General features: G+C 67.1%; 17 protein-coding genes. 11 read left to right on the top strand and 6 right to left on the bottom strand.

All coding sequences use genetic code 11. The annotated features are described in order from the left end of the window. Positions 1–7: 7 nt before the first annotated feature. A complete protein-coding gene (locus MB901379_RS18625) occupies positions 8–1,054 on the bottom strand; it encodes an enoyl-CoA hydratase/isomerase family protein (protein ID WP_158019297.1) in 1,047 nt (348 codons plus the stop codon). Between the two features lie 289 nt (positions 1,055–1,343). Between MB901379_RS18625 and MB901379_RS18620 the strand changes: the two genes are divergently transcribed. Continuing rightward, positions 1,344–2,186 (top strand): Bax inhibitor-1/YccA family protein, encoded by an 843-nt coding sequence (locus MB901379_RS18620; RefSeq protein ID WP_158017967.1) that lies wholly within the window; start codon positions 1,344–1,346, stop codon positions 2,184–2,186. 181 nt (positions 2,187–2,367) lie between these two features. On the opposite strand, the gene MB901379_RS18615 is transcribed toward MB901379_RS18620, so the two are convergent. Together MB901379_RS18615 and MB901379_RS18610 are read right to left on the bottom strand one after the other, a co-directional pair. Further along, the gene (locus MB901379_RS18615) at positions 2,368–3,585 is read right to left on the bottom strand and encodes an acetyl-CoA C-acetyltransferase (protein ID WP_158017966.1); all 1,218 of its coding nucleotides are present in this window, start codon (positions 3,583–3,585) and stop codon (positions 2,368–2,370) included. A gap of 331 nt (positions 3,586–3,916) precedes the next feature. Continuing rightward, positions 3,917–4,900 carry an SGNH/GDSL hydrolase family protein gene (locus tag MB901379_RS18610; protein ID WP_158019296.1) on the bottom strand — a complete coding sequence of 328 codons (984 nt, stop codon included), beginning with the start codon at positions 4,898–4,900 and terminating at the stop codon, positions 3,917–3,919. 243 nt (positions 4,901–5,143) lie between these two features. Here MB901379_RS18610 and MB901379_RS18605 point away from each other — a divergent pair, with 243 nt between their 5' ends. From MB901379_RS18605 to MB901379_RS18590, 4 genes are all read left to right on the top strand, one after another. Then, the gene (locus MB901379_RS18605) at positions 5,144–6,211 is read left to right on the top strand and encodes an alpha/beta hydrolase (protein WP_158017965.1); all 1,068 of its coding nucleotides are present in this window, start codon (positions 5,144–5,146) and stop codon (positions 6,209–6,211) included. 64 nt (positions 6,212–6,275) lie between these two features. Next, a complete protein-coding gene (locus MB901379_RS18600; protein WP_158017964.1) occupies positions 6,276–7,670 on the top strand; it encodes a cystathionine beta-synthase in 1,395 nt (464 codons plus the stop codon). A gap of 197 nt (positions 7,671–7,867) precedes the next feature. Next, positions 7,868–8,632: an RDD family protein gene (locus tag MB901379_RS18595; RefSeq protein ID WP_158017963.1), complete on the top strand. Its 765-nt coding sequence runs from the start codon at positions 7,868–7,870 to the stop codon at positions 8,630–8,632. A 101-nt stretch (positions 8,633–8,733) separates the two neighbouring features. Further along, on the top strand, positions 8,734–9,897 hold the full coding sequence (locus tag MB901379_RS18590; protein ID WP_158017962.1) for a cystathionine gamma-synthase: 1,164 nt from the start codon (positions 8,734–8,736) through the stop codon (positions 9,895–9,897). A 34-nt stretch (positions 9,898–9,931) separates the two neighbouring features. Here MB901379_RS18590 and greA read toward each other — a convergent pair whose 3' ends face one another. Both greA and MB901379_RS18580 read right to left on the bottom strand, forming a co-directional pair. Beyond that, the gene (gene greA, locus MB901379_RS18585; RefSeq protein ID WP_158017961.1) at positions 9,932–10,426 is read right to left on the bottom strand and encodes a transcription elongation factor GreA; all 495 of its coding nucleotides are present in this window, start codon (positions 10,424–10,426) and stop codon (positions 9,932–9,934) included. 217 nt (positions 10,427–10,643) lie between these two features. Further along, positions 10,644–11,078 (bottom strand): DUF4307 domain-containing protein, encoded by a 435-nt coding sequence (locus tag MB901379_RS18580; RefSeq protein WP_158017960.1) that lies wholly within the window; start codon positions 11,076–11,078, stop codon positions 10,644–10,646. Between the two features lie 157 nt (positions 11,079–11,235). On the opposite strand from MB901379_RS18580, the gene mca reads away from it, so the two are divergent. The 4 genes from mca to MB901379_RS18560 are packed head-to-tail and all read left to right on the top strand — an operon-like array spanning position 11,236 to position 14,800. After that, positions 11,236–12,108, top strand: coding sequence for a mycothiol conjugate amidase Mca (gene mca, locus MB901379_RS18575; protein ID WP_158017959.1), 873 nt, complete (start codon positions 11,236–11,238; stop codon positions 12,106–12,108). Beyond that, positions 12,105–12,404 carry a hypothetical protein gene (locus MB901379_RS18570; protein ID WP_158017958.1) on the top strand — a complete coding sequence of 100 codons (300 nt, stop codon included), beginning with the start codon at positions 12,105–12,107 and terminating at the stop codon, positions 12,402–12,404. The genes mca and MB901379_RS18570 overlap by 4 nt, the downstream gene beginning before the upstream one ends. After that, positions 12,391–14,403, top strand: coding sequence for a thioredoxin domain-containing protein (locus MB901379_RS18565; RefSeq protein ID WP_158017957.1), 2,013 nt, complete (start codon positions 12,391–12,393; stop codon positions 14,401–14,403). Before MB901379_RS18570 ends, MB901379_RS18565 begins: the two co-directional genes overlap by 14 nt. A 13-nt stretch (positions 14,404–14,416) precedes the next feature. Then, positions 14,417–14,800 carry a nuclear transport factor 2 family protein gene (locus tag MB901379_RS18560; protein WP_158017956.1) on the top strand — a complete coding sequence of 128 codons (384 nt, stop codon included), beginning with the start codon at positions 14,417–14,419 and terminating at the stop codon, positions 14,798–14,800. A 22-nt stretch (positions 14,801–14,822) separates the two neighbouring features. On the opposite strand, the gene trhA is transcribed toward MB901379_RS18560, so the two are convergent. Then, positions 14,823–15,563 carry a PAQR family membrane homeostasis protein TrhA gene (gene trhA / locus MB901379_RS18555; protein WP_158017955.1) on the bottom strand — a complete coding sequence of 247 codons (741 nt, stop codon included), beginning with the start codon at positions 15,561–15,563 and terminating at the stop codon, positions 14,823–14,825. A 170-nt stretch (positions 15,564–15,733) separates the two neighbouring features. On the opposite strand from trhA, the gene MB901379_RS18550 reads away from it, so the two are divergent. Together MB901379_RS18550 and MB901379_RS18545 are read left to right on the top strand one after the other, a co-directional pair. Next, positions 15,734–16,522 (top strand): (2Z,6E)-farnesyl diphosphate synthase, encoded by a 789-nt coding sequence (locus tag MB901379_RS18550; RefSeq protein ID WP_158017954.1) that lies wholly within the window; start codon positions 15,734–15,736, stop codon positions 16,520–16,522. 240 nt (positions 16,523–16,762) lie between these two features. After that, complete coding sequence (locus MB901379_RS18545) at positions 16,763–20,254, top strand: PE family protein (RefSeq protein ID WP_158017953.1); 3,492 nt, start codon at positions 16,763–16,765, stop codon at positions 20,252–20,254. Positions 20,255–20,296: the final 42 nt, after the last annotated feature.

Genomic DNA, 20,296 nt, shown 5'->3' with positions numbered 1-20,296 from the left:
CGCCTCTCTAGAAATTCAAGTCGTCGTCGACCGGCGCAAAATACGCTGCCACGTCGGCCGCAGTGACTTCGGCCAGCGTCGCCGGGGACCACTTCGGATTGCGGTCTTTGTCGATCAGTTGCGCGCGAATGCCCTCCACCAGGTCGTGTGAGCGTATCGACGCCGACGACACCCGGTAGTCCTGAACCAACACATCCTCCAGCGTCTCCAGCGCCGCCGCGCGACGCACCGCCTCCAACGTGACCGACAGTGCGACGGGGGAGCGGCTGTCAATCAGATCCGCGGCGTCCTTGGCTTGGTCGGCGCCATCTCCGCGGTATGCCCGCAGCGCGGCGATGATGTCGGCGACGGTGTCACCCGAATAGCACTTGTCGATCCAATCACGCTGTGCAGCAAGGGTGCTGGGCGGTGGCTCGGTCGTGTAGTGGGCGAGTGCGCTTTCGACACCGTCGGTGGCGATCGCTGCTGCGAACGCGTCGATGTGTTCGTGCGGCACGAAGTGGTCGGCGAATCCGAGCGCGATGGCGTCGGCACCGGAAAATGGCGCTCCGGTCAGCGCTGCGTGCAAGCCCAGCGCGCCCGGCGCTCGGGACAGCAGGTAAACCCCGCCGACATCGGGGATGAATCCGATGCCGACTTCGGGCATCGCGACCTTGGAAGTGTCGGTCACCACCCGGGTGTTGGCATGCGCGCTGACACCCACGCCGCCGCCCATCACGATGCCGTCCATCAACGCCACATACGGTTTGGCGAATCGGCCGATCTGACCGTTGAGCAGATACTCGTCGCGCCAGAACCGCCGCGCTTCGGTTCCGTCGCCGCGGGCGCTGTGATAGACCGCCACCACGTCGCCGCCGGCGCACAATCCACGTTCCCCGGCCCCCGAGAGCACCACCGCGTGCACCTCTTGATCGCGTTCCCACCGGACAAGGACCGTGCTTAGCAGGTCCACCATCGTTTGGTTCAGCGAGTTGATCGCCTTTGGGCGGTTGAGGGTAATAAAGCCGACACCACCATCGACGCGGGTCAAAACTTCGTCGGATTCCCCAGTCACGGCTTTTGTCACGCCCTGATCTCCCCTCGCCGAAATGCTCTCGCCAGCTGGCCATGAGTTTGACCAGCAATCTAGATCGTGGCTCGCTCCGGGGTGGCCGCGGGGCTAAGGTTTATCGTGAGCCCGACGAGGGTGGCAGGGTTCGGCGCGAATCCGGAAATAGAAAGCAGCAACGTGCCGGGAACCCACGCGGGCCACTGATCGTTGAGCAGTTGTTCGCACAGTTCGACGCATAACTATGGTCGAGCCATATCGAGCCATACTTGGAGCCATAAGAGAGGATCCGACGGTGCGGGAGACAAGTAACCCGGTATTTCGTTCACTGCCTAAGCAGAGCGGCGGATACGCACAGTTCGGCACTGGAACGGCCCAGATGCAGCCGGGATACCCGGCCGACCCGTACGCGGCGCCTTACCAGGAGGCCAGGGCGTCCCGCCCGCTGACCATCGACGATGTCGTCACCAAGACCGGTATGACGCTGGCCATGCTGACGGCCACCGCCGCCGTTTCCTACTTCTTGGTGGCGCGAAACGTCGCCCTGGCCATGCCGCTGGCACTGGTCGGCGCGTTTGGTGGCTTGGCGCTGGTGTTGGTGGCGACCTTCGGTCGCAAGCAGGACAATCCGGCGATCGTCTTGAGCTACGCCGCCCTAGAGGGCCTATTCCTCGGCGCCATCTCATTCGTCTTGGCCGCCTACTCGGTCGGGTCGGCCAATGCGGGAGTTCTGATCGGGGAAGCCGTCCTGGCCACCCTGGGTGTGTTCTTCGGCATGCTTGTCGTTTACAAGACCGGGGCTATTCGGGTGACGCCCAAATTCACCCGGATGCTGGTCGCCGCCATGTTCGGCGCACTTGCCCTCATGATCGGCAACCTGGTGCTGGGAATGTTCGGTGTAGGCGGCGGAGAGGGCTTGGGCCTGCGCAGCGGCGGGCCATTGGCGATCATTTTCTCGCTGGTGGTTATCGGCATCGCGGCGTTTAGCTTCCTGATCGACTTCGACGCGGCCGACCAGATGATCCGTGCGGGAGCCCCTGAAAAGGCGGCGTGGGGTATTGCGCTGGGCCTGACCGTGACGCTGGTCTGGCTGTACATCGAGATCTTGCGCCTGCTGAGTTATCTGCAGAACGACTAGCTTCTCTTTGACGAGAAAGCCGGCACGTGTGTGCCGGCTTTTTCGTCTGGTGGGCGGCCGTGGTGGTGTCGAGTCTGCGCTGGTGGCGTTGAGTCTGCGGTGGCGGCGCAGGTTATTGGGGTGCGGTGGCCCTGTGCGCAGACTCGGGCACGCTCGCGCCCGGCCTTGGCACGCTACGGCGCTAGCTGAGTCGCTCGATCACCATGGCCATACCCTGACCGCCGCCTACGCACATGGTTTCCAGGCCGAACGTCTTGTCGTAGGTCTGGAGATTGTTCAGCAAGGTGGTGGTGATGCGGGCACCGGTCATGCCGAACGGGTGACCGAGGGCGATCGCGCCACCCGAAACATTTAGCTTGTCCTCGTCGATACCGAGTTCCCGGGCCGAACCCAGCACCTGCACTGCGAAGGCTTCATTGATCTCGACAAGGTCGATGTCTTTGATCGACATGCCGGCTCGCTGCAGGGCCTTCTTGCAGGCCTCGATCGGGCCAAGGCCCATGATCTCCGGAGACAAGCCGCTGACGCCCGTGGATACGATGCGCGCCAACGGTTTGAGGCCAAGTTCCTTCGCCTTGGCGTCGCTGGTAATCACCACCGCGGCGGCGCCGTCATTGAGCGGGCAGGCGTTGCCGGCGGTGATGGTGCCGTTGGGGCGGAACACGGGCTTGAGTTCGCTGACCTTCTCATAGGTGGTACCTGGCCGAGGGCCGTCGTCGGTGCTGACCGTGGTGCCGTCGGGGAGGGTGACCGGGGAGATTTCCCGCTCGAAGAAGCCGTTCTTGATTGCGTCCTCGGCACGGTTCTGGCTGCGGACACCCCACCGATCCTGTTCTTCGCGGGTGATGCCGGTGATAATAGCGACGTTTTCAGCGGTCTGGCCCATCGCGATGTAGACGTCGGGAAGCTTGTCGTCGGCGCGGGGGTCATGCCATTCGTCGGCGCCCGCGGCGGCGGCTGCGGACCTTTCCTGGGCTTCGTCGAACAGCGGGTTCTTGGTGTCTGGCCATGAATCGGAGTTGCCCTTGCCGAACCGCGACACCGTTTCCACTCCCGCGGAGATGAATGCGTCACCCTCGCCGGCCTTGATGGCATGGAAGGCCATACGAGTGGTCTGCAGCGATGAGGAGCAGTAACGGTTGACGGTGGTGCCCGGCAGATAGTCGTAGCCGAGTTCGACCGCGACGACACGTGCAATATTGAAACCGGATTCGCCACCCGGTAGGCCGCAGCCCAAGATCAGGTCGTCGATCTGGTGCGGATTCAGCGCGGGGACCTTGTCCAGCGCGGCCCGCACCATCTGCACGGCCAGATCGTCGGGACGCATGCTGATCAGCGATCCCTTCATGGCGCGGCCGATCGGCGAGCGGGCGGTTGAGACGATGACGGCTTCCGGCATGACGGCTCCCTCCATTGGGGTGTTGCGAAGCCGAATCTAGCCTGGTGACGATCCGGGTTGCGCAGCGACCCGGTGAGGAGGCGGGCAATCGGGGTCAGCCTGGTGACGATCCGGGTTGCGCAGCGACCCGGTGAGGAGGCGGGCAATCGGGGTCAGCCTGGTGACGATCCGGGTTGCGCAGCGACCCGGTGAGGAGGCGGGCAATCGGGGTCGGCCTGGTGACGATCCGGGTTGCGCAGCGACCCGGTGAGGAGGCGGGCAATCGGGGTCGGCCTGGTGACGATCCGGGTTGCGCAGCGACCCAGTGAGGAGGCGGGCAATCGGGCTCGGGCTATCCAACGGCCGGCATTGGTACGGCGGCGGGCAGGCCCGATGCCGGACGCCGCCAGAGCCGCGAAACAATGTTGCCACGAGCCTGGCCCGCTCCTGGTGACGGCGCCTCGGGCGGTGCCGGCAACGGTGCCGTTGGGCTGCCTTCTTGTCGGCATCCATTCTGGTGCGCTTTTGCGCGCAGAGCATCGCGCAGCGCCAGCAGCAGGTGATCTGCCGCCAGGGCGTAGGCGGCGGCTGAGGGATGGTAGCGGTCGTCGGACAACATCCGTTCTGGCTCAGACCGAAGGCGGGAGGCCAGCAGATTGGCCAGCGGCACTGGGGTACCGCCGGCAGCTTTGACAGCGATGCTCTGGGCTCGGGCAAGCTGCGCACCACGGGTGTGGGCCAGCGAACGCAGCGGCTGCGGGATGGCCGTGATGACGCCGAAGTCCGGACAGGTGCCGACGACTACGACGGCGCCGCGGGCACGCAACTTGCGTACTACCGAGGCCAGCCGCTCTGCCGATGGACCGATGCCGTTGAGCGACGTTATGTCGTTGGCGCCGATGATGATTACCGCCGCATCGGGCGGCGGGCCCGCCACGAACATGGCGTCAACCTGGCCGCATACGCCTTTCGAGGTGGCGCCGACGATGGCTTTGGTGCTCAACCGCACTCGCTTGCCGGTCTGCTCGGCGAGGTTGCGCGCAATGACCACACCCGGGACTTCCTCGGCGGCGGTGCAGCCGTATCCGCACGCCGTCGAGTCACCGAACATCATCAAGTGCAGGTCGAAGGGTGTCCCGCGCCGCCATCGTTGTACCGGCCCGCCGCCGCGGCCGTACACGCCATCGGCCTGAGGCGGCGGGGCAAAAGATTTAGGAATCACCGTGCGCGCGTGCGTCGCCTGGCCGACCAGCAAGTTGCGTGCGCCCAGATAGGCTGTGCCCGTCGAGGCGAGTGCACCCGCTGTGGCCAAAGCGATCGTTGAACGCCGCGGCACGCGTATGCCCACGCGATCAGTTTAGGTCGGCTTTGCTGTTTGCGGGCGAAGCTTCCGAAACACGTGAATTACGGTGTGGATCAATTGTGGTATCGAATCAGACTCATTAAGGGTTGTTTAAGAAGTAAGCTGTCAAGCTAAGTCGCAGGAGTTGGTTGACCGCTCGGGGGAGTGCGCGAACCGGACGCTCGGCATCTCCGTCACATGCTGTATCGGACTACAAAGACGTAGGAAGTGGTGAGCATGACTGCACCCAGCAGGGTATCGGATTACCCTACGCATGCCATTCGCCCACGCGATGTTCTGAAGGCACGTAGACTCGAGGCACGCAGATTTGCCATCAGCGACGGCGCTCCGGTCGAGGTCGTCGAGGCTGGTCCAAGCATTGCTGCCCGAGTTGCTACGCTGGCGTCACGGTTGACGATCCGGCCGGTTTTGGCGGCCGGCAGCTACGCTCCCCATGCGCCGTGGCCGTGGGGTCTCATCGATCACGCGGCCAAAGCGCTGCTGCCGGCGTCCGCGACCGTCAGGGCCACGGTCACCTTGTCAAATGCCTCAGCGCAACTCGTTCGAGCGCCCGGGGTGTTGCCCGCCGACGGCACTCGGCGAGTGGTTCTCTATCTGCACGGCGGCGCGTTCCTCACGTGCGGAGCAAACTCGCATGGCCGGCTCGCCGAGTTGCTATCGAAGTTCGCTGACGCGCCCGTTCTGGTCGTCAACTATCGGCTGATGCCCAAGCATTCGATCGGGATGGCGCTCGACGATTGTCACGACGGCTACCGCTGGCTGCGACTGTTGGGACACGACCCGGAGCAGATTGTGCTTGCCGGCGACTCCGCTGGCGGGTATCTGGCGCTGGCTCTGGCCCAGCGTCTGCAAGAGGAAGATGAGGAGCCGGCGGCTCTGGTTGCCATCTCGCCACTGCTGCAGCTAGCAAAGAGTGACAAGCAGGCCCATCCCAACATCAAACGCGACGCAATGTTCGGGTCAAGGGCATTCGACGCGCTCGGCGAATTAGTTGCTAGCGCGGCCGCCAAGAACAAAATCGACGGCAAGCCGGAGGAGATTTACGAACCTCTCGAGCACATCAGACCGGGGCTGCCGCGAACACTCATTCATGTGTCTGGATCCGAGGTGCTCCTGCACGACGCTCAGCTGGCCGCACGGAAACTGGCGGCGGTCGGTGTGCCGGCGGAGGTTCGCGTCTGGCCCGGCCAGATGCACGATTTCCAGGTCGCTGGGCCGCTGTTACCCGAGGCGGTCCGCTCGTTGCGGCAGATCGGCGAGTACATCCGCGAAGCCACCGGCTAGCGCGCCGCTGCGGGTCCGGAGTCTAGCTGCGCGCCACCGGAACAGGCCTGAGACGATTGAGCACATGCGGATTGCGCGGCACATCAGTGACCTTATCGGCGGCACACCTTTGGTTCGGCTGAATTCGGTCGTCCCTGCCGGGGCGGGGACGGTGACCGTCAAGGTCGAATATTTGAACCCGGGTGGCAGTTCCAAGGACCGGATCGCCGTGCGAATGATCGATGCCGCCGAGGCCAACGGGCAGCTGCGACCCGGCGGCACCATCGTCGAACCTACCTCCGGTAACACCGGCGTCGGGCTGGCTTTGGTCGCACAGCACCGCGGGTACCGTTGCGTCTTCGTCTGCCCCGACAAGGTCAGCGAGGACAAGCAGAATGTGTTGCGGGCCTACGGAGCCGAGGTCGTGGTATGCCCGACGGCGGTACCGCCCGACGATCCGGACAGCTACTACAGCGTCTCGGACCGGTTGGTCAGCGAAATCGACGGCGCTTGGAAACCTGACCAGTACGCCAACCCCGAAGGTCCGGCCAGCCACTACGCGACCACAGGCCCGGAGATCTGGGCCGATACCGACGGCATGGTCACTCATTTCGTTGCCGGCGTCGGCACCGGCGGAACGATCACCGGGGCCGGTCGTTACCTCAAAGAGGTGTCGGGGGGCAAGGTTCGTGTCATCGGTGCCGACCCTGAGGGGTCGGTGTATTCCGGCGGCACGGGTCGGCCCTACCTAGTGGAGGGGGTCGGCGAGGACTTTTGGCCGGCGGCATACGACCCGGCGGTGCCCGACGAGATCATCGCGGTGTCTGATTCCGACTCGTTCGACATGACCAGGCGGCTAGCCCGGGAAGAAGCGATGCTGGTGGGCGGGTCGTGCGGCATGGCGGTGGTGGCCGCGTTGAAGGTCGCCGAGCAGGCCGGGCCCGACGCTTTGATCGTGGTCTTGCTGCCGGACGGCGGCCGCGGCTACATGTCGAAGATCTTCAACGACGCCTGGATGTCGTCGTATGGGTTCTTGCGCAACCGTCTGGACGGCTCTGCCGATCAGTCCACGGTGGGTGATGTACTGCGCCGCAAGTCCGGCGCGCTACCCGATTTGGTCCATACCCATCCGTCGGAGACCGTGCGCGACGCAATCGGAATCCTCCGAGAGTATGGCGTGTCGCAGATGCCTGTCGTCGGCGCCGAGCCGCCGGTGATGGCCGGTGAGGTTGCCGGCAGCGTTTCGGAACGCGAACTGCTGTCGGCGGTTTTCGAAGGTAGGGCTAGTTTGGCCGATGCCGTGTCGCAACACATGAGCCCGCCGTTAAAGCTGATCGGGGCGGGCGAGTTGGTCGGTGCCGCCGGCAAGGCGTTGCGGGACTGGGACGCGCTGATGGTGGTCGAGGAAGGCAAACCGGTCGGGGTCATCACCCGCTACGACCTGTTGGGCTTCCTGTCTGAGGGCACGCGGCGACGTTAGCGTTCCGCGGGCCGGCAAACCGGGTTCGACCGCGGACGGCTTTGCCTGCTAGCTACCGTCGCCGGAGCCGTCCGGATGAGCCGGCGCCGGCACCGACGGCGACTGTGACCCAGCTCTCGCCCAGACCCTTCGTAGCCCAACGGCCTCAGGTACTGTAGGGCCGCCTAGTTCAGCTAATACTGAGTGGAAGGTTGTCCATGACCGATCAGCCGCCGCCCGGCGGGTCCTACCCCCCGCCGCCTCCGCCACCAGGGCCTTCCGGTGGGTCTGAACCTCCCTCGGGTGGGTACCAAACACCGCCCGCCCCGTCGGCGCCCGGAGCGGGCGGATACCTGTCCCCGCCGCCCCCGCCGCCCCCGAGGCCCACGCCGGGCGGCAGCGGCTACCCCCCACCTCCGCCGCCGCCCGAGGGTGGCTACCCGCCGCCTCCGCCGCCATCGGCCGGCGGCTACGCGCCACCGCCACCCGGACCGGCGGTCCGTGCGCTGCCGACCGAGTCCTACACACCGTGGATCACCCGGGTGCTGGCCGCCCTCATCGACTGGGCTCCCTACGTCCTGCTCACCGGCATCGGATGGCTGATCATGATGGTGACCACGACGTCGTCGTGTGTCACCGACATCAGTCAATACGACATCGGGCAGTACTGCGTTTCCCAGCCCTCAATGATCGGCCAAGTGGCGCAATGGCTGATGTCGCTGGTCGGCCTGGCCTACCTGGTGTGGGACTACGGGTACCGGCAGGGCACCACCGGTTCGAGCATCGGCAAGTCGGTGCTGAAGTTCAAGGTGGTCAGCGAAGCGACCGGCGAGCCGTTGGGCTTCGGGATGTCGGTGGTACGCCAGCTCGCGCACATCGTAGACGCGATCATCTGCTACATCGGTTTCCTGTTCCCGCTGTGGGACGCCAAGCGGCAGACACTGGCCGACAAGATCATGACGACGGTTTGCCTTCCACTGTGATCAGGGCAGGCAACTTGCTTGTGTAAGTGAGTGATTAGCAAAGCGCCACCCTGGCTGTGCATTTGCGGCCGGGGTGGCGCTCGCGATTAGGCTGGGCACCGATGAACGACCGCGAGGGCCATGACCGGTTCGCCGGGCTGGCAACTAGAGCAATCCACGCCGGTTATCGCCCGGACCCGGCGACCGGCGCCGTCAACGCTCCGATCTACGCCAGTAGTACGTTCGCCCAAGACGGCGTCGGCGGCCTGCGCGGCGGCTATGAATATGCCCGCACCGGCAACCCGACCCGGGCCGCGTTGGAGGCTGCACTGGCGGCCGTCGAAGAGGCCGCGTTTGGGCGGGCGTTCAGTTCCGGTATGGCTGCCACCGACTGTGCGCTGCGGGCCATGCTGCGTCCCGGCGACCATGTGGTGATCCCCGACGACGCCTACGGCGGCACGTTCCGCTTGATCGACAAGGTCTTCACTCAGTGGAACGTCGAATACACGCCGGTGGCACTGGCCGATCTGGACGCGGTGCGTGCCGCGATCACACCGCGGACCCGATTGCTATGGGTGGAAACCCCGACCAATCCACTGCTGTCCATCGCCGATATCGCGGGCATAGCCCAGCTGGGCGCGGATAGCTCGGCGAAGGTGTTGGTGGACAACACGTTCGCGTCCCCGGCGCTGCAGCAGCCGTTGACGCTGGGTGCCGACGTGGTGCTGCACTCGACCACCAAGTACATCGGTGGCCACTCCGACGTGGTTGGTGGTGCCCTGGCCACCAACGATGAAGAGCTGGACCAGGCCTTCGGATTTCTGCAGAACGGGGCGGGAGCGGTGCCCGGCCCGTTCGACGCCTACCTGACCATGCGCGGGCTGAAGACACTGGTGCTGCGGATGCAGCGGCACAGCGAAAATGCCTCTGCCATTGCGGAATTTCTTGCTGAGCAGCCAGCGGTCAGCGACGTGCTGTATCCGGGGTTGCCCAGCCACCCCGGACACGAGGTCGCGGCGCGGCAGATGCGCGGTTTCGGCGGCATGGTGTCCGTGCGGATGCGTGCCGGTCGGACGGCCGCCGAGAAACTGTGTGCCAAGACAACGGTCTTCATTTTGGCCGAATCGCTGGGCGGGGTGGAGTCGCTGATCGAACACCCCAGTGCCATGACGCACGCGTCGACGGCGGGATCGCAGTTGGAGGTTCCCGGCGACCTGGTGCGGCTATCGGTCGGCATTGAAGACGTCGCCGACCTCATCGCCGATCTCGAGCAGGCTCTGGACTAGCTGCATGCGGATGCGCTACGCGCATCCGGCGCCATCAAGAGTGATACGGCTCCGCACTGACCAGCGTGACCTCGACGGTGCTGCCGTTGGGGACCTTGTAGCTGCGAGTCTCACCGACCTTCGCGTCGATCAGGGCACCGCCGAGGGGCGAATTCGGCGAGTACACCTCGAGCTTGCCGTCGTTGACGCCCTCCTGGCGGGTAGCGATGAGGAACGTCTCGGCGTCGGACTTGTCACCGTTGTAGTAGACCTTCACCACGGAGCCGGGCAGGGCCACACCGGACTGCTTGGGCGCTTCACCGACCTTGGCGTTGTTGAGCAGATCCTGCAGCTGGCGGATGCGGGCCTCCTGTTGGCCCTGCTCCTCGCGGGCGGCGTGGTACCCGCCGTTCTCACGCAGGTCGCCTTCTTCGCGGCGGTCGTTGATTTCTGCGGCGATGACTGGACGGTTAGCAATCAAATGATCGAGCTCGGCCTTGAGTCGGTCATGTGACTCCTGGGTCAACCAGGTCACCTGAGTTTCCGTCATCTCGTCGCGCTCCTTGTGTAGTCTTGCGGCGTATTCGCGCAAGTTCCTGATCCCGCCGCGTATGCGGCTCCCCACCCCCGGGTGCTGCATCTCCGATTCTGCTTACGGCCATTAATGCAGCAATACACGGTCCCGGTCAGGACCGTGCATCCGCCAATGTTACCACTGCGCTAACGGTCGATGACGACATCTGCGCAGTTCGGGGTTTGTTGCGCGGTCAGGGCGCGCGCAGGTAACCGGGCACATCGGTGCCGCAGCCGTAGATATCGGCCATCAACGGCGGCTTACTCGATTTCAGAGTTGTCGTCATCTGCACGGTGGCCTGGTCCGAAGGCGGCACCAGTACCTCGCGGCGGCCGGTCTCGCTGCCGTCGCGGGCCCGCACCCGCACGATGCAATCCACCGGCTGCGACGGGTCTGCCCGAGTCACGGTGATGGTCACCGACGCCGTCTCATCGTCGATAACCCGATACCCGGCCAGCGAGCCGCTAACGGTGCTGGTTCCGATTCGTTGGTAGCCGATGACGGCCACTGCGATGCCGCCCACGACGACCACCACCGCCAGGGTGATGCCGATGCGGCGCCGCGATCGACTCGACAGTCGGTCTCGCCCGTAGCGAGTTTCGGGACGCGAATAGGGTGCTGAGTTCATGCCTTATACGTGATCAATGGGTGGGTTGCCAGTTGGCCGGAGCCAGCTGCCGGTCGCCAGGATGGAACGATCGAGAACTGGAATTATAGGGTCGCTTATACGCTCGAGGGGTTGACCAGCGGGACGACCGACCGACGGGCAGAGGGAAAAGGGGCACGTGAGCGAACTGCGGTTGATGGCTGTGCATGCCCATCCCGATGACGAATCGAGCAAGGGGGCCGCCACCCTGGCCCGCTACGCCGACGAGGGCCATCGAGTGCTGGTGGTGACGCTGACTGGCGGCGAGCGGGGCGAGATTCTCAATCCGGCGATGGACTTGCCCGACGTGCATGGACACATCTCCGAAATTCGTCGTGACGAGATGGCCAAGGCCGCGGAGATCCTCGGCGTCGAGCACTCGTGGTTGGGCTTCGTCGACTCCGGATTGCCCAAGGGCGATCCACCGCCGCCGCTGCCGGAGGGATGTTTTGCGCTGGTGCCGCTGGAACAGTCCATCGAGGCTTTGGTGCGGGTGGTTCGCGAATTCCGGCCGCACGTGATGACCACCTACGACGAGAACGGCGGCTATCCGCATCCCGACCACATTCGCTGCCACCAGGTTTCGGTCGGCGCCTACGAGGCGGCCGCCGATTTCCACCGATTCCCGGATGCCGGCGAGCCGTGGACGGTGTCCAAGCTTTACTACATTCATGGTTTCCTGCGGGAACGCATGAGGATCCTGCAGGAGGAGTTCATCAAGCGCGGCCAGGAAGGCCCATTCGGGAAATGGCTCGAACATTGGCATCCCGACCACGACCCTTTTGCCAACCGGGTGACCACGCGTGTGGAGTGCGCGGCGTATTTTGCTCAGCGGGACGATGCGCTGCGCGCCCACGCCACCCAGATCGACCCGAATGCCGAGTTTTTCGCCGCTCCGCTGTCCTGGCAGCGGGAGTTGTGGCCGACCGAGGAGTTTGAGTTGGCGCGCTCGCGTGTCCCCATCCGTCTGCCGGAGACCGAACTTTTTGCAGGGATCGAATCGGACCAATGAACCACTTTCTACTCACCGTGATTGCAGACGACGCGCCCCGCCACACCGGACCCGATTTCGGCAAGGCCAGTCCGCTGGGGCTACTGGTGGTGGTGCTGCTGGTGGTCGCCACGCTGTTCCTGGTGCGATCGATGAACCGGCAACTCAAGAAGGTCCCCGAGTCGTTCGACCGGCAGCACCCCGAGCCGGATCAGGCGGCCGACGAGGGCACGGATGCGGTTGACATCGACGACCCGTCCGGCGCAGAGGACAGCGGATCTGCTCGACCACCCGGGCCCGCCGATGACTCCGGCTGATTGGTCGGGAAGCAATACCCTCTCCGGGGCCACGAGTCCCTACCTGCGCCAGCACGCCGACAACCCGGTGCACTGGCAGCAATGGACGCCGCAGGCGCTGGCCGACGCCGCCGCGCGCGACGTGCCGATCCTGCTCTCCGTTGGCTACGCCGCGTGTCACTGGTGCCACGTCATGGCCCACGAATCGTTCGAGGACGAACAGGTGGCCGCCGTGATGAACGACGGCTTCGTCAACATCAAGGTGGATCGCGAGGAACGGCCCGATATCGACGCGGTCTATATGAACGCAACGGTCGCACTTACCGGACAGGGTGGCTGGCCGATGACATGTTTTTTGACTCCCGACGGGCGACCATTCTTCTGCGGCACCTACTATCCGAAAGCCGATTTTCTGCAACTACTTTCGGCCATCACCGAGACTTGGCGGCAGCGCCGCGGCGAGGTCGAGGACGCCTCGGGCCACATCGCCGGCGAGTTGCGCTCGATGGCATCGGGACTGCCCGGCGGCGGTCCCGACGTGGTGACCGAGCTGTGCGACCATGCCGTCGCGGTTGTGTTGGGCGAGCAGGACATGGCCCATGGAGGCTGGGGCAATGCACCCAAGTTTCCGCCGTCGGCGTTGCTCGAGGCGCTGTTGCGGCACTACGAGCGCACCGGTTCGGTGGCGGCGCTGGAGGCGGTTTCGCGCACCGGCAGCGCGATGGCCCGCGGCGGTATCTACGACCAACTCGCCGGCGGCTTCGCGCGATACAGCGTCGATAATGGCTGGGTGGTACCGCATTTCGAGAAAATGCTGTACGACAATGCGCTGCTGCTGCGCGTGTATGCGCACTGGGCGCGGCGGACCGGAAATCCGCTGGCTCGACGGGTCGCCGCGCAGACCGCGCGGTTTCTGCTCAACGACCTGGCAGATGGAGACACGTTCACGTCGTCACTCGATGCCGACGCCGATGGCCGTGAGGGGTCCACCTATGTCTGGACCCCGGAGCAGTTGACCACTGCGCTGGGCGGTGACGACGGCCGTTGGGCGGCAGCAGCTTTCGAGGTCACCCAGTCCGGCACTTTTGAAGATGGGGCCTCGGTGCTGCAGTTGCCGGCCGATCCGGACGACCCCGAACGGTTGGAACGCATCAGGGGTGCTTTGTCGGCAGCCCGGGGCGACCGTGCCCAGCCGGGACGTGATGACAAGGTGGTGACGTCCTGGAATGGGTTGGCGATTACTGCGCTGGCCGAGGCCAGTGTGGCTTTGCAACAACCCGAGCTGGCCCGGGCCGCCCTGCGATGCGCCACCGCGCTGCTGGATGTGCATCTCGTTGACGGCCGGTTGCGCCGTGCCAGCTTGGGTGGGGTGGTTGGCGCCAGCGCCGCCGTCCTGGAGGATCATGCGATGTTGGCTACCGGGCTGTTGGCGTTGTATCAGCTGACTTTGGATGCGACCTGGCTGACCGCGGCTTGCGGCTTGCTCGATAGCGCGCTGGCGCACTTCGCCGATACCCAGCGGCCCGGTCGCTGGTTTGACACCGCCGATGACGCCGAGCGGCTGATGCTTCGGCCCGCCGACCCCTTGGATGGCGCAACGCCGTCCGGGGCGTCGTCGATCGCGGAGGCACTGCTGACCGCGGCGCACCTGGTAGACGACGGCCGTGCCGAGCGGTATCTGCGGGCGGCCGAGGAGACGCTGCGCCAACATTCGGTGCTGCTGGCCCGCGCCCCACGGTCGGCCGGTCACTGGTTGTCCGTGGCCGAATCCGCCGTTCGCGGACCGCTGCAGGTTGCGGTCGCGTGCGCCGACCCGCAGTCTGCACTCCTGGCCGACGCGCGTCGGCTGGCCCCCGGCGGTGCGATCGTCGTTGGTGGCCACGCGGACTCGTCGTCGTTGCTGGTCGGCCGGGATCGGGTGGCCGGGGCCGATGCGGCGTATGTGTGCCGTGGACGGGTCTGCGACTTGCCGGTCACCGGGTCGGCAGCGCTGGCCGAAGCTTTCGGGGTGCCCGGGTAGTAGCGTGCGTGACATGCGCAATGCCGCGGAGAGAGCTCAAACGAACGCTGACACGGTTAACCGCTACATCGCGATGCTCAATGATGGCGACGTGGAGGATCTGGTCGGTTTCTATGCTGACGATGCCACCCTGGAAGATCCGGTCGGCGGCGAGGTACATATCGGTACGCAGGCGATCCGAGGTTTCTACTCGGCGATTGCCGGTCTCGAGCGGGAATGTGAGCTGGTTTCGCTACGGGTTTCCGGCAACGAGGCCGCGTTTCAGTTCCGGCTTACCGTCACCGCCGGCACGAACAAAATGCGGGTGGAGCCCATCGAGGTGATGGTGTTCGACGACGCCGGCAAGGTCAGTGCGATGAAGGCTTACTGGTCGGCGGCCGACGTGACGCACCTGTGAGTCGTCGGTCGCCGTAAGCGGCTTAGAACACCACGAACCACATCGCGATGTAGTGACAGATCGCCGCGACCGCGGTGCAGGCGTGGAAGAACTCGTGGTAGCCGAACGTCGACGGCCACGGGTCGGGCCAACGGAATGCGTAGAGAATGCCGCCGATGCTGTACAGGGCGCCGCCGACAAACAGCAGCACCAGCGCAGCAACTCCGGCGTTGTGCAGAATCGTCGCCGTGTACCAGACCGCCACCCAACCCAGCAGGAGATATAGCGGCACGCCGACCCAGCGCGGCGCCGTCGGCCAGCACATCTTGAGAAGGATTCCGGCGACCGCACCGCCCCACACGATCGACAAGACCACCCGCCCGTCGTGACCGGGCAGCGCCAGCAGTGCAAAGGGGGTGTAGCTACCGGCGATGAACACGAAGATCATCGAATGGTCGGCCCGCTTCATCCATTTGTGGGCGGTCGCGGATTCCCAGTTGACACGGTGATAGGTGGCACTGACAGTGAACATCACCACGGTGGCGGTGATGTAGGCCAACGTCGCCAGCCCGGCTTCGGTAGAACCCACGGCCCACGAAACCGCGACCAGCGATGCGCCGGCGAGCACGGCGGTGCCCGCCGCATAGACATGGATCCAGCCTCGGAAACGCGGCTTGGTCAGGGCGCGCGCAACGCCCTCGACGATCTGGTGGGCCGCGTTGGACGGCGAAAGCCCGTGTGGTTCGGGTTCTGCGGTGGGGGCTGCGCTGGTCTGGCTGCTCATTTCACCCTTCCCCGTCTGGCTTTCCCATCGTGCCTTTGCCCTCATTCCGGTGCCCACATTATCCCCGATCACAGTAGTCGGCTCGGGGGTCGGAGGGCCTTTCGACTTGTCGTGATATTGGCCGGAATCACGGCCGGAATTTGGCGGCGGTCACAGTAGTCTGGATCTTCGTGGAGATCATCCCGCCGCGCCTCAAAGAACCGTTGTACCGAATCTACGAGCTGCGGTTGCGCCAGGGTTTGGCCGCAACGAAATCTGAACTCCCACGGCACATCGCGGTGCTGTGCGATGGCAACCGGCGGTGGGCCCGCGACGCGGGCTACGACGACGTCAGCTACGGCTACCGGATGGGCGCAGCCAAGATCGCCGAGATGTTGCGCTGGTGCCAGGAGACCGGCATCGAGATGACCACCGTCTACTTGCTCTCCACCGAGAACTTGCAGCGAGATCCCGAAGAACTCAGCGCGCTGATCGAGATCATCACCGACGTTGTCGAGGAGATCTGCGCACCGGCCAATTGCTGGAGTGTGCGCACCGTGGGCGATTTGGAGCTGCTTGGCGAACAACCGGCTCGGCGGTTGCGCGAGGCAGTGGAGTCCACGCCGCAGAGCGCCTCGTTTCACGTCAACCTTGCGGTCGGTTATGGCGGCCGCCGCGAGATCGTTGATGCGGTGCGGGCGTTGTTGAGCAAGGGGCTCGCCAACGGTGCGACCGCTGAAGAGCTGGTCGAAGCGGTGACCGTCGAGGGCATTTCCGAGAACCTTTACACCTCCGGACAACCCGATCCGGACCTGGTGATTCGCACATCGGGAGAGCAGCGGCTGTCCGGGTTTTTGCTGTGGCAGAGCGCGTATTCGGAGATGTGGTTCACCGAGGCGCACTGGCCGGCGTTTCGCCGGGTCGACTTTCTGCGCGCCTTGCGCGACTACAGCATGCGGCATCGCAGGTACGGCAAGTAAGTCTGGCGCCAGCAGAGGCGCTTTGGCTGCGGTCGCTGACTGGCGTGTTTCTGGCCGTGAAGCGAGTTTCGGCGTGGTTCGGGCGGCAAACTTGGCGCTTGGGCCCTACCCGTGCAAAACGCATATTCCAGCCGAACGTTATGTGTGTTCTGTACAGGGAAACGAGGCGAGAAGTGTGCACTATTGCGATACGGCCTGCCCACTCTGGCGGGATCGTCGTTGCCCCATCGGAGGAAGACGATGTCGATAGTGATCGCGACGCCCGAGATGTTGGTGGCGGCCGCCAACGAATTGGCCGGCATTGGGTCGGCGGTAGGCGCGGCCAATGCGGCGGCGTTCGCCCCCACGATGGGGTTGCTGGCGGCGGGGACCGACGAGGTGTCGGCGGCGATTGCGGCGCTGTTTAGTGCCCACGGCCAGGCGTATCAGGCGGTGAGCGCGCAGATGTCGGCGTGCCACGCCCAGTTCGTGCGGGCGTTGACGGCCGGCGGTGAAATGTATGCGGCCGCCGAGGCCGCCAACGCTTCGCCGTTGCAGAGCGCCCCCCAGAGCGTGCTGGATCTGATCAATGCACCCACTCAGTCGATGTTCGGGCGCCCACTGATCGGCGACGGCGCCAACGGTGGACCGGGGCAAAACGGCGGTGCCGGGGGGCTGTTGTACGGCAACGGAGGCAATGGCGGAACCAGCACAACGGCTGGGGTAGCCGGCGGAAATGGGGGCGACGCTGGCCTAATCGGCAACGGCGGGTTGGGCGGTGGCGGCGGCGCGGGCGCGGCCGGCGGCAAGGGCGGAGCCGGTGGGTGGTTGATCGGCAACGGCGGTGCTGGGGGGGCCGGCGGTACGGCGACCGCCTTCGGAGTGGCAGGCGGAGACGGAGGGGCCGGCGGACGCGCGGGGCTGTGGGGGATCGGTGGCGCTGGCGGTGCCGCCGGCAATGGAGCAAACGGCGCGATGGGTGCAGACCCAGGTCAGCCGGGCGGTGCCGGTGGGGCGGGCGGCAGCGGCGGTGCCGGCGGTGCCGGCGGACTGCTGTTTGGTGACGGCGGTGCCGGCGGGCAAGGTGGCACGGCCGGTGACGGTGGCGTCGGTAACAACGGCGGCTTCGCCGTCGACGGCGGTGACGGCGGCGCCGGCGGAGCTGGGGGGGCCGGCGGCGCCGGCGGGAACGCCGGGCTGTGGGGTGCCGGTGGCGCCGGCGGGAACGCAGGCACCGGTGGTAGCGCGGGTGCGGCCGGCATGGGCGGCGACGGAAAGTTCAGTGCAGCTGGCGGCAACGGAGGCAACGGGGGTGAGGGCGGCGCTGGCGGGTCGGGTGGTGCCGGCGGGGCGGGCGGGCTGCTCTTTGGCAACGGCGGGGTCGGCGGCCACGGTGCCGCCGCCGGCGATGGCGCGGCCGCCGGGGCCGGTGGATCCGGTGGCACCGGCTCCACCGCCGCCGCCGGTGGTGGCGGTGAGGGCGGCGCAGGTGGGGCCGGCGGGGCCGGTGGGGCCGGTGGCAACGCCAGGTTGTTGGGGGTTGGTGGGGCCGGCGGCCACGGGGCGAGCGGCGGCCTCGCCGGAGCGGGTGGCAACGGCGGCAACGCCATCGCCGGAAACCCCAACGGCGGCAACGGCGGCAACGGTGGCAACGGTGGGGCCGGCGGGGTCGGCGGTGCCGGCGGCGCGGGTGGGTTGTTGTTCGGCGCCGGCGGCACCGGCGGCGACGGCGGGATCGCCGGTGGGGCGGCCGACGGTGGCAGCGGCGGGAACCGGATCACCGGCGGTACCTCGGGGAGCGGTGGTGCTGGCGGCATGGGCGGTGCCGGCGGCGCCGGCGGGGTCGGTGGAGGCGGCCCCAGCGGTGGCGGCGAGTGGTTGGTCGGCAATGGCGGCGCCGGTGGGCACGGTGGTGCCGGCGGTGTCGGCGGCAATGGTGCCAAAGGTGGTATTGGTCTGGGCCCGGCCGGTGCCAGTGGCACTGGCGGCGTCGGCGGTGCCGGCGGCAACGGGGCCGCCGGTGGATGGCTCTACGGCAACGGCGGCGCTGGCGGCAACGCTGGTGTCGGCGGGCTGGGCGGTGGCACCGGGGCAGTCGTTGGATTCGGCATCACTGGCGCGGCCGGCGGGGCCGGCGGCGCCGCAGGGGCTGGTGGTGGGGCCGGGATATGGGGTACCGGCGGAGCCGGCGGGCACGGTGGCGACGGCGGGCTGGGGGGACCCCAGGGGGCCGGGGGTGCGGGCGGAAACGGTGGTGCCGGCGGCAAGGGCGGGCTGTTCGGTGATGGTGGGGCGGGTGGCGGAGCCGGCAACGGCGCCAACGGCGGTGCCCCTCACGACTTCGACAGGTCGGCTGGGGCCGGTGGTGCCGGCGGCACCGGTGGGGCCGGCGGCGACGCAGGGTGGTTGGGCAACGGTGGTGTCGGCGGGAATGGCGGTACTGGCGGCCTAGGCGCCAGTGGCAACGTCAACGTCGTCCAGGACGGCACGCCGGGCGGATCCGGTGGTGCCGGTGGCGGCGGCGGTGCCGGTGGCGCCGGCGGGCTGCTGGTGGGCAACGGCGGGACCGGTGGTCATGGGGCCGCTGCCGGCAGTGGTGGCGTCGGCAGTAGCGGCTTGGTCGGCGGTCGTGGCGGCGCGGGCGGCGACGGCGGCGCGAGCGGTGCCGGCGGTGCCGGCGGCAACGCCGGGCTCTTGGGTGTCGGCGGTGTCGGCGGCAATGGCGGCACCGCCGGCGCCGGCGGGAATGGCGGTATCGGCGCCGCCTCCATCGGCCCTCCTCAAACGGCCGGCGGGGCAGGTGGTGTCGGCGGCAACGGCGGTGCCGGCGGGGCAGGTGGGGCCGGCGGCAACGGCGGTCTGCTATGGGGCGACGGTGGGACCGGCGGGCAGGCAAGCGCCGGGGGCAACGGCGGTACCGGCGGAAATGCTGGCGCCGGGACAGGTGGCACCAAGGCTAACGGTGGACTCGGCGGATCTGGCGGGTTCGGCGGCGTCGGCGGTTCCGGTGGGGCGGGTGGCAGCGCCGGGCTGTTGGGTGTTGGCGCGGCAGGAGGGCACGGAGCGGCCGGCGGGACCGCCGGTGCGGCCGGCAACGGCGGCAACGGGAGCCCGGGCGGCGGCAACGGCGGCAACGGCGGCAACGGTGGCGCCGGCGGTGGCGGCGGGTCCGGTGGATCCGGTGGCGCCGGCGGGCTGCTGTTCGGTGCCGGCGGCAGCGGCGGTGACGGCGGTGGCGGTGGCGGTGCCGGCAACGCGGGCAACGGCGGCAGCGCCGTCATTGGCGCCATGGGCGGGAAGGGCGGTTTCGGCGGCACGGGCGGTGCCGGCGGAAATGGCGGGGCTGGCGGCGGCGGTGCCGGTGACGACGGGCTCTGGCTCTTCGGCAGCGGCGGGTCAGGCGGGCACGGTGGCGTTGGCGGGGTCAATGGGCAGGGCGGGTTCGGGGGATCCGGGGCCGCCAACGGCGGTGCCGGCAACGGCGGCGCCGGCGGTAACGGCGGCAACGGAGCAACCGGGGGCTTGTTGTACGGCAACGGCGGCGCCGGCGGTAATGGCGGCGCCAGCGGTATTGCCCCCGGCGCTTCGTTTGGGGTCGGCGGCACCGGCGGTAACGGCGGCGGTGCGCAGTTGATAGGTGACGGCGGCAGCGGCGGCGCAGGCGCCATCGGCACGCCCAATGGGCCCGGCGGTGTCGGTGGTGCTGGTGGCGCGCTGTTCGGCGCGGCGGGCAAGCACGGCGCATCGCCGTAGCCGGAGAGCTCAACCGCGAAGTTGGCGAACGCGGCAGCGCCG

The sequence above is a fragment of the Mycobacterium basiliense genome (assembly GCF_900292015.1).
Lineage (GTDB): Bacteria > Actinomycetota > Actinomycetes > Mycobacteriales > Mycobacteriaceae > Mycobacterium > Mycobacterium basiliense.
This window is presented reverse-complemented; position numbering and strand designations above follow the sequence as displayed.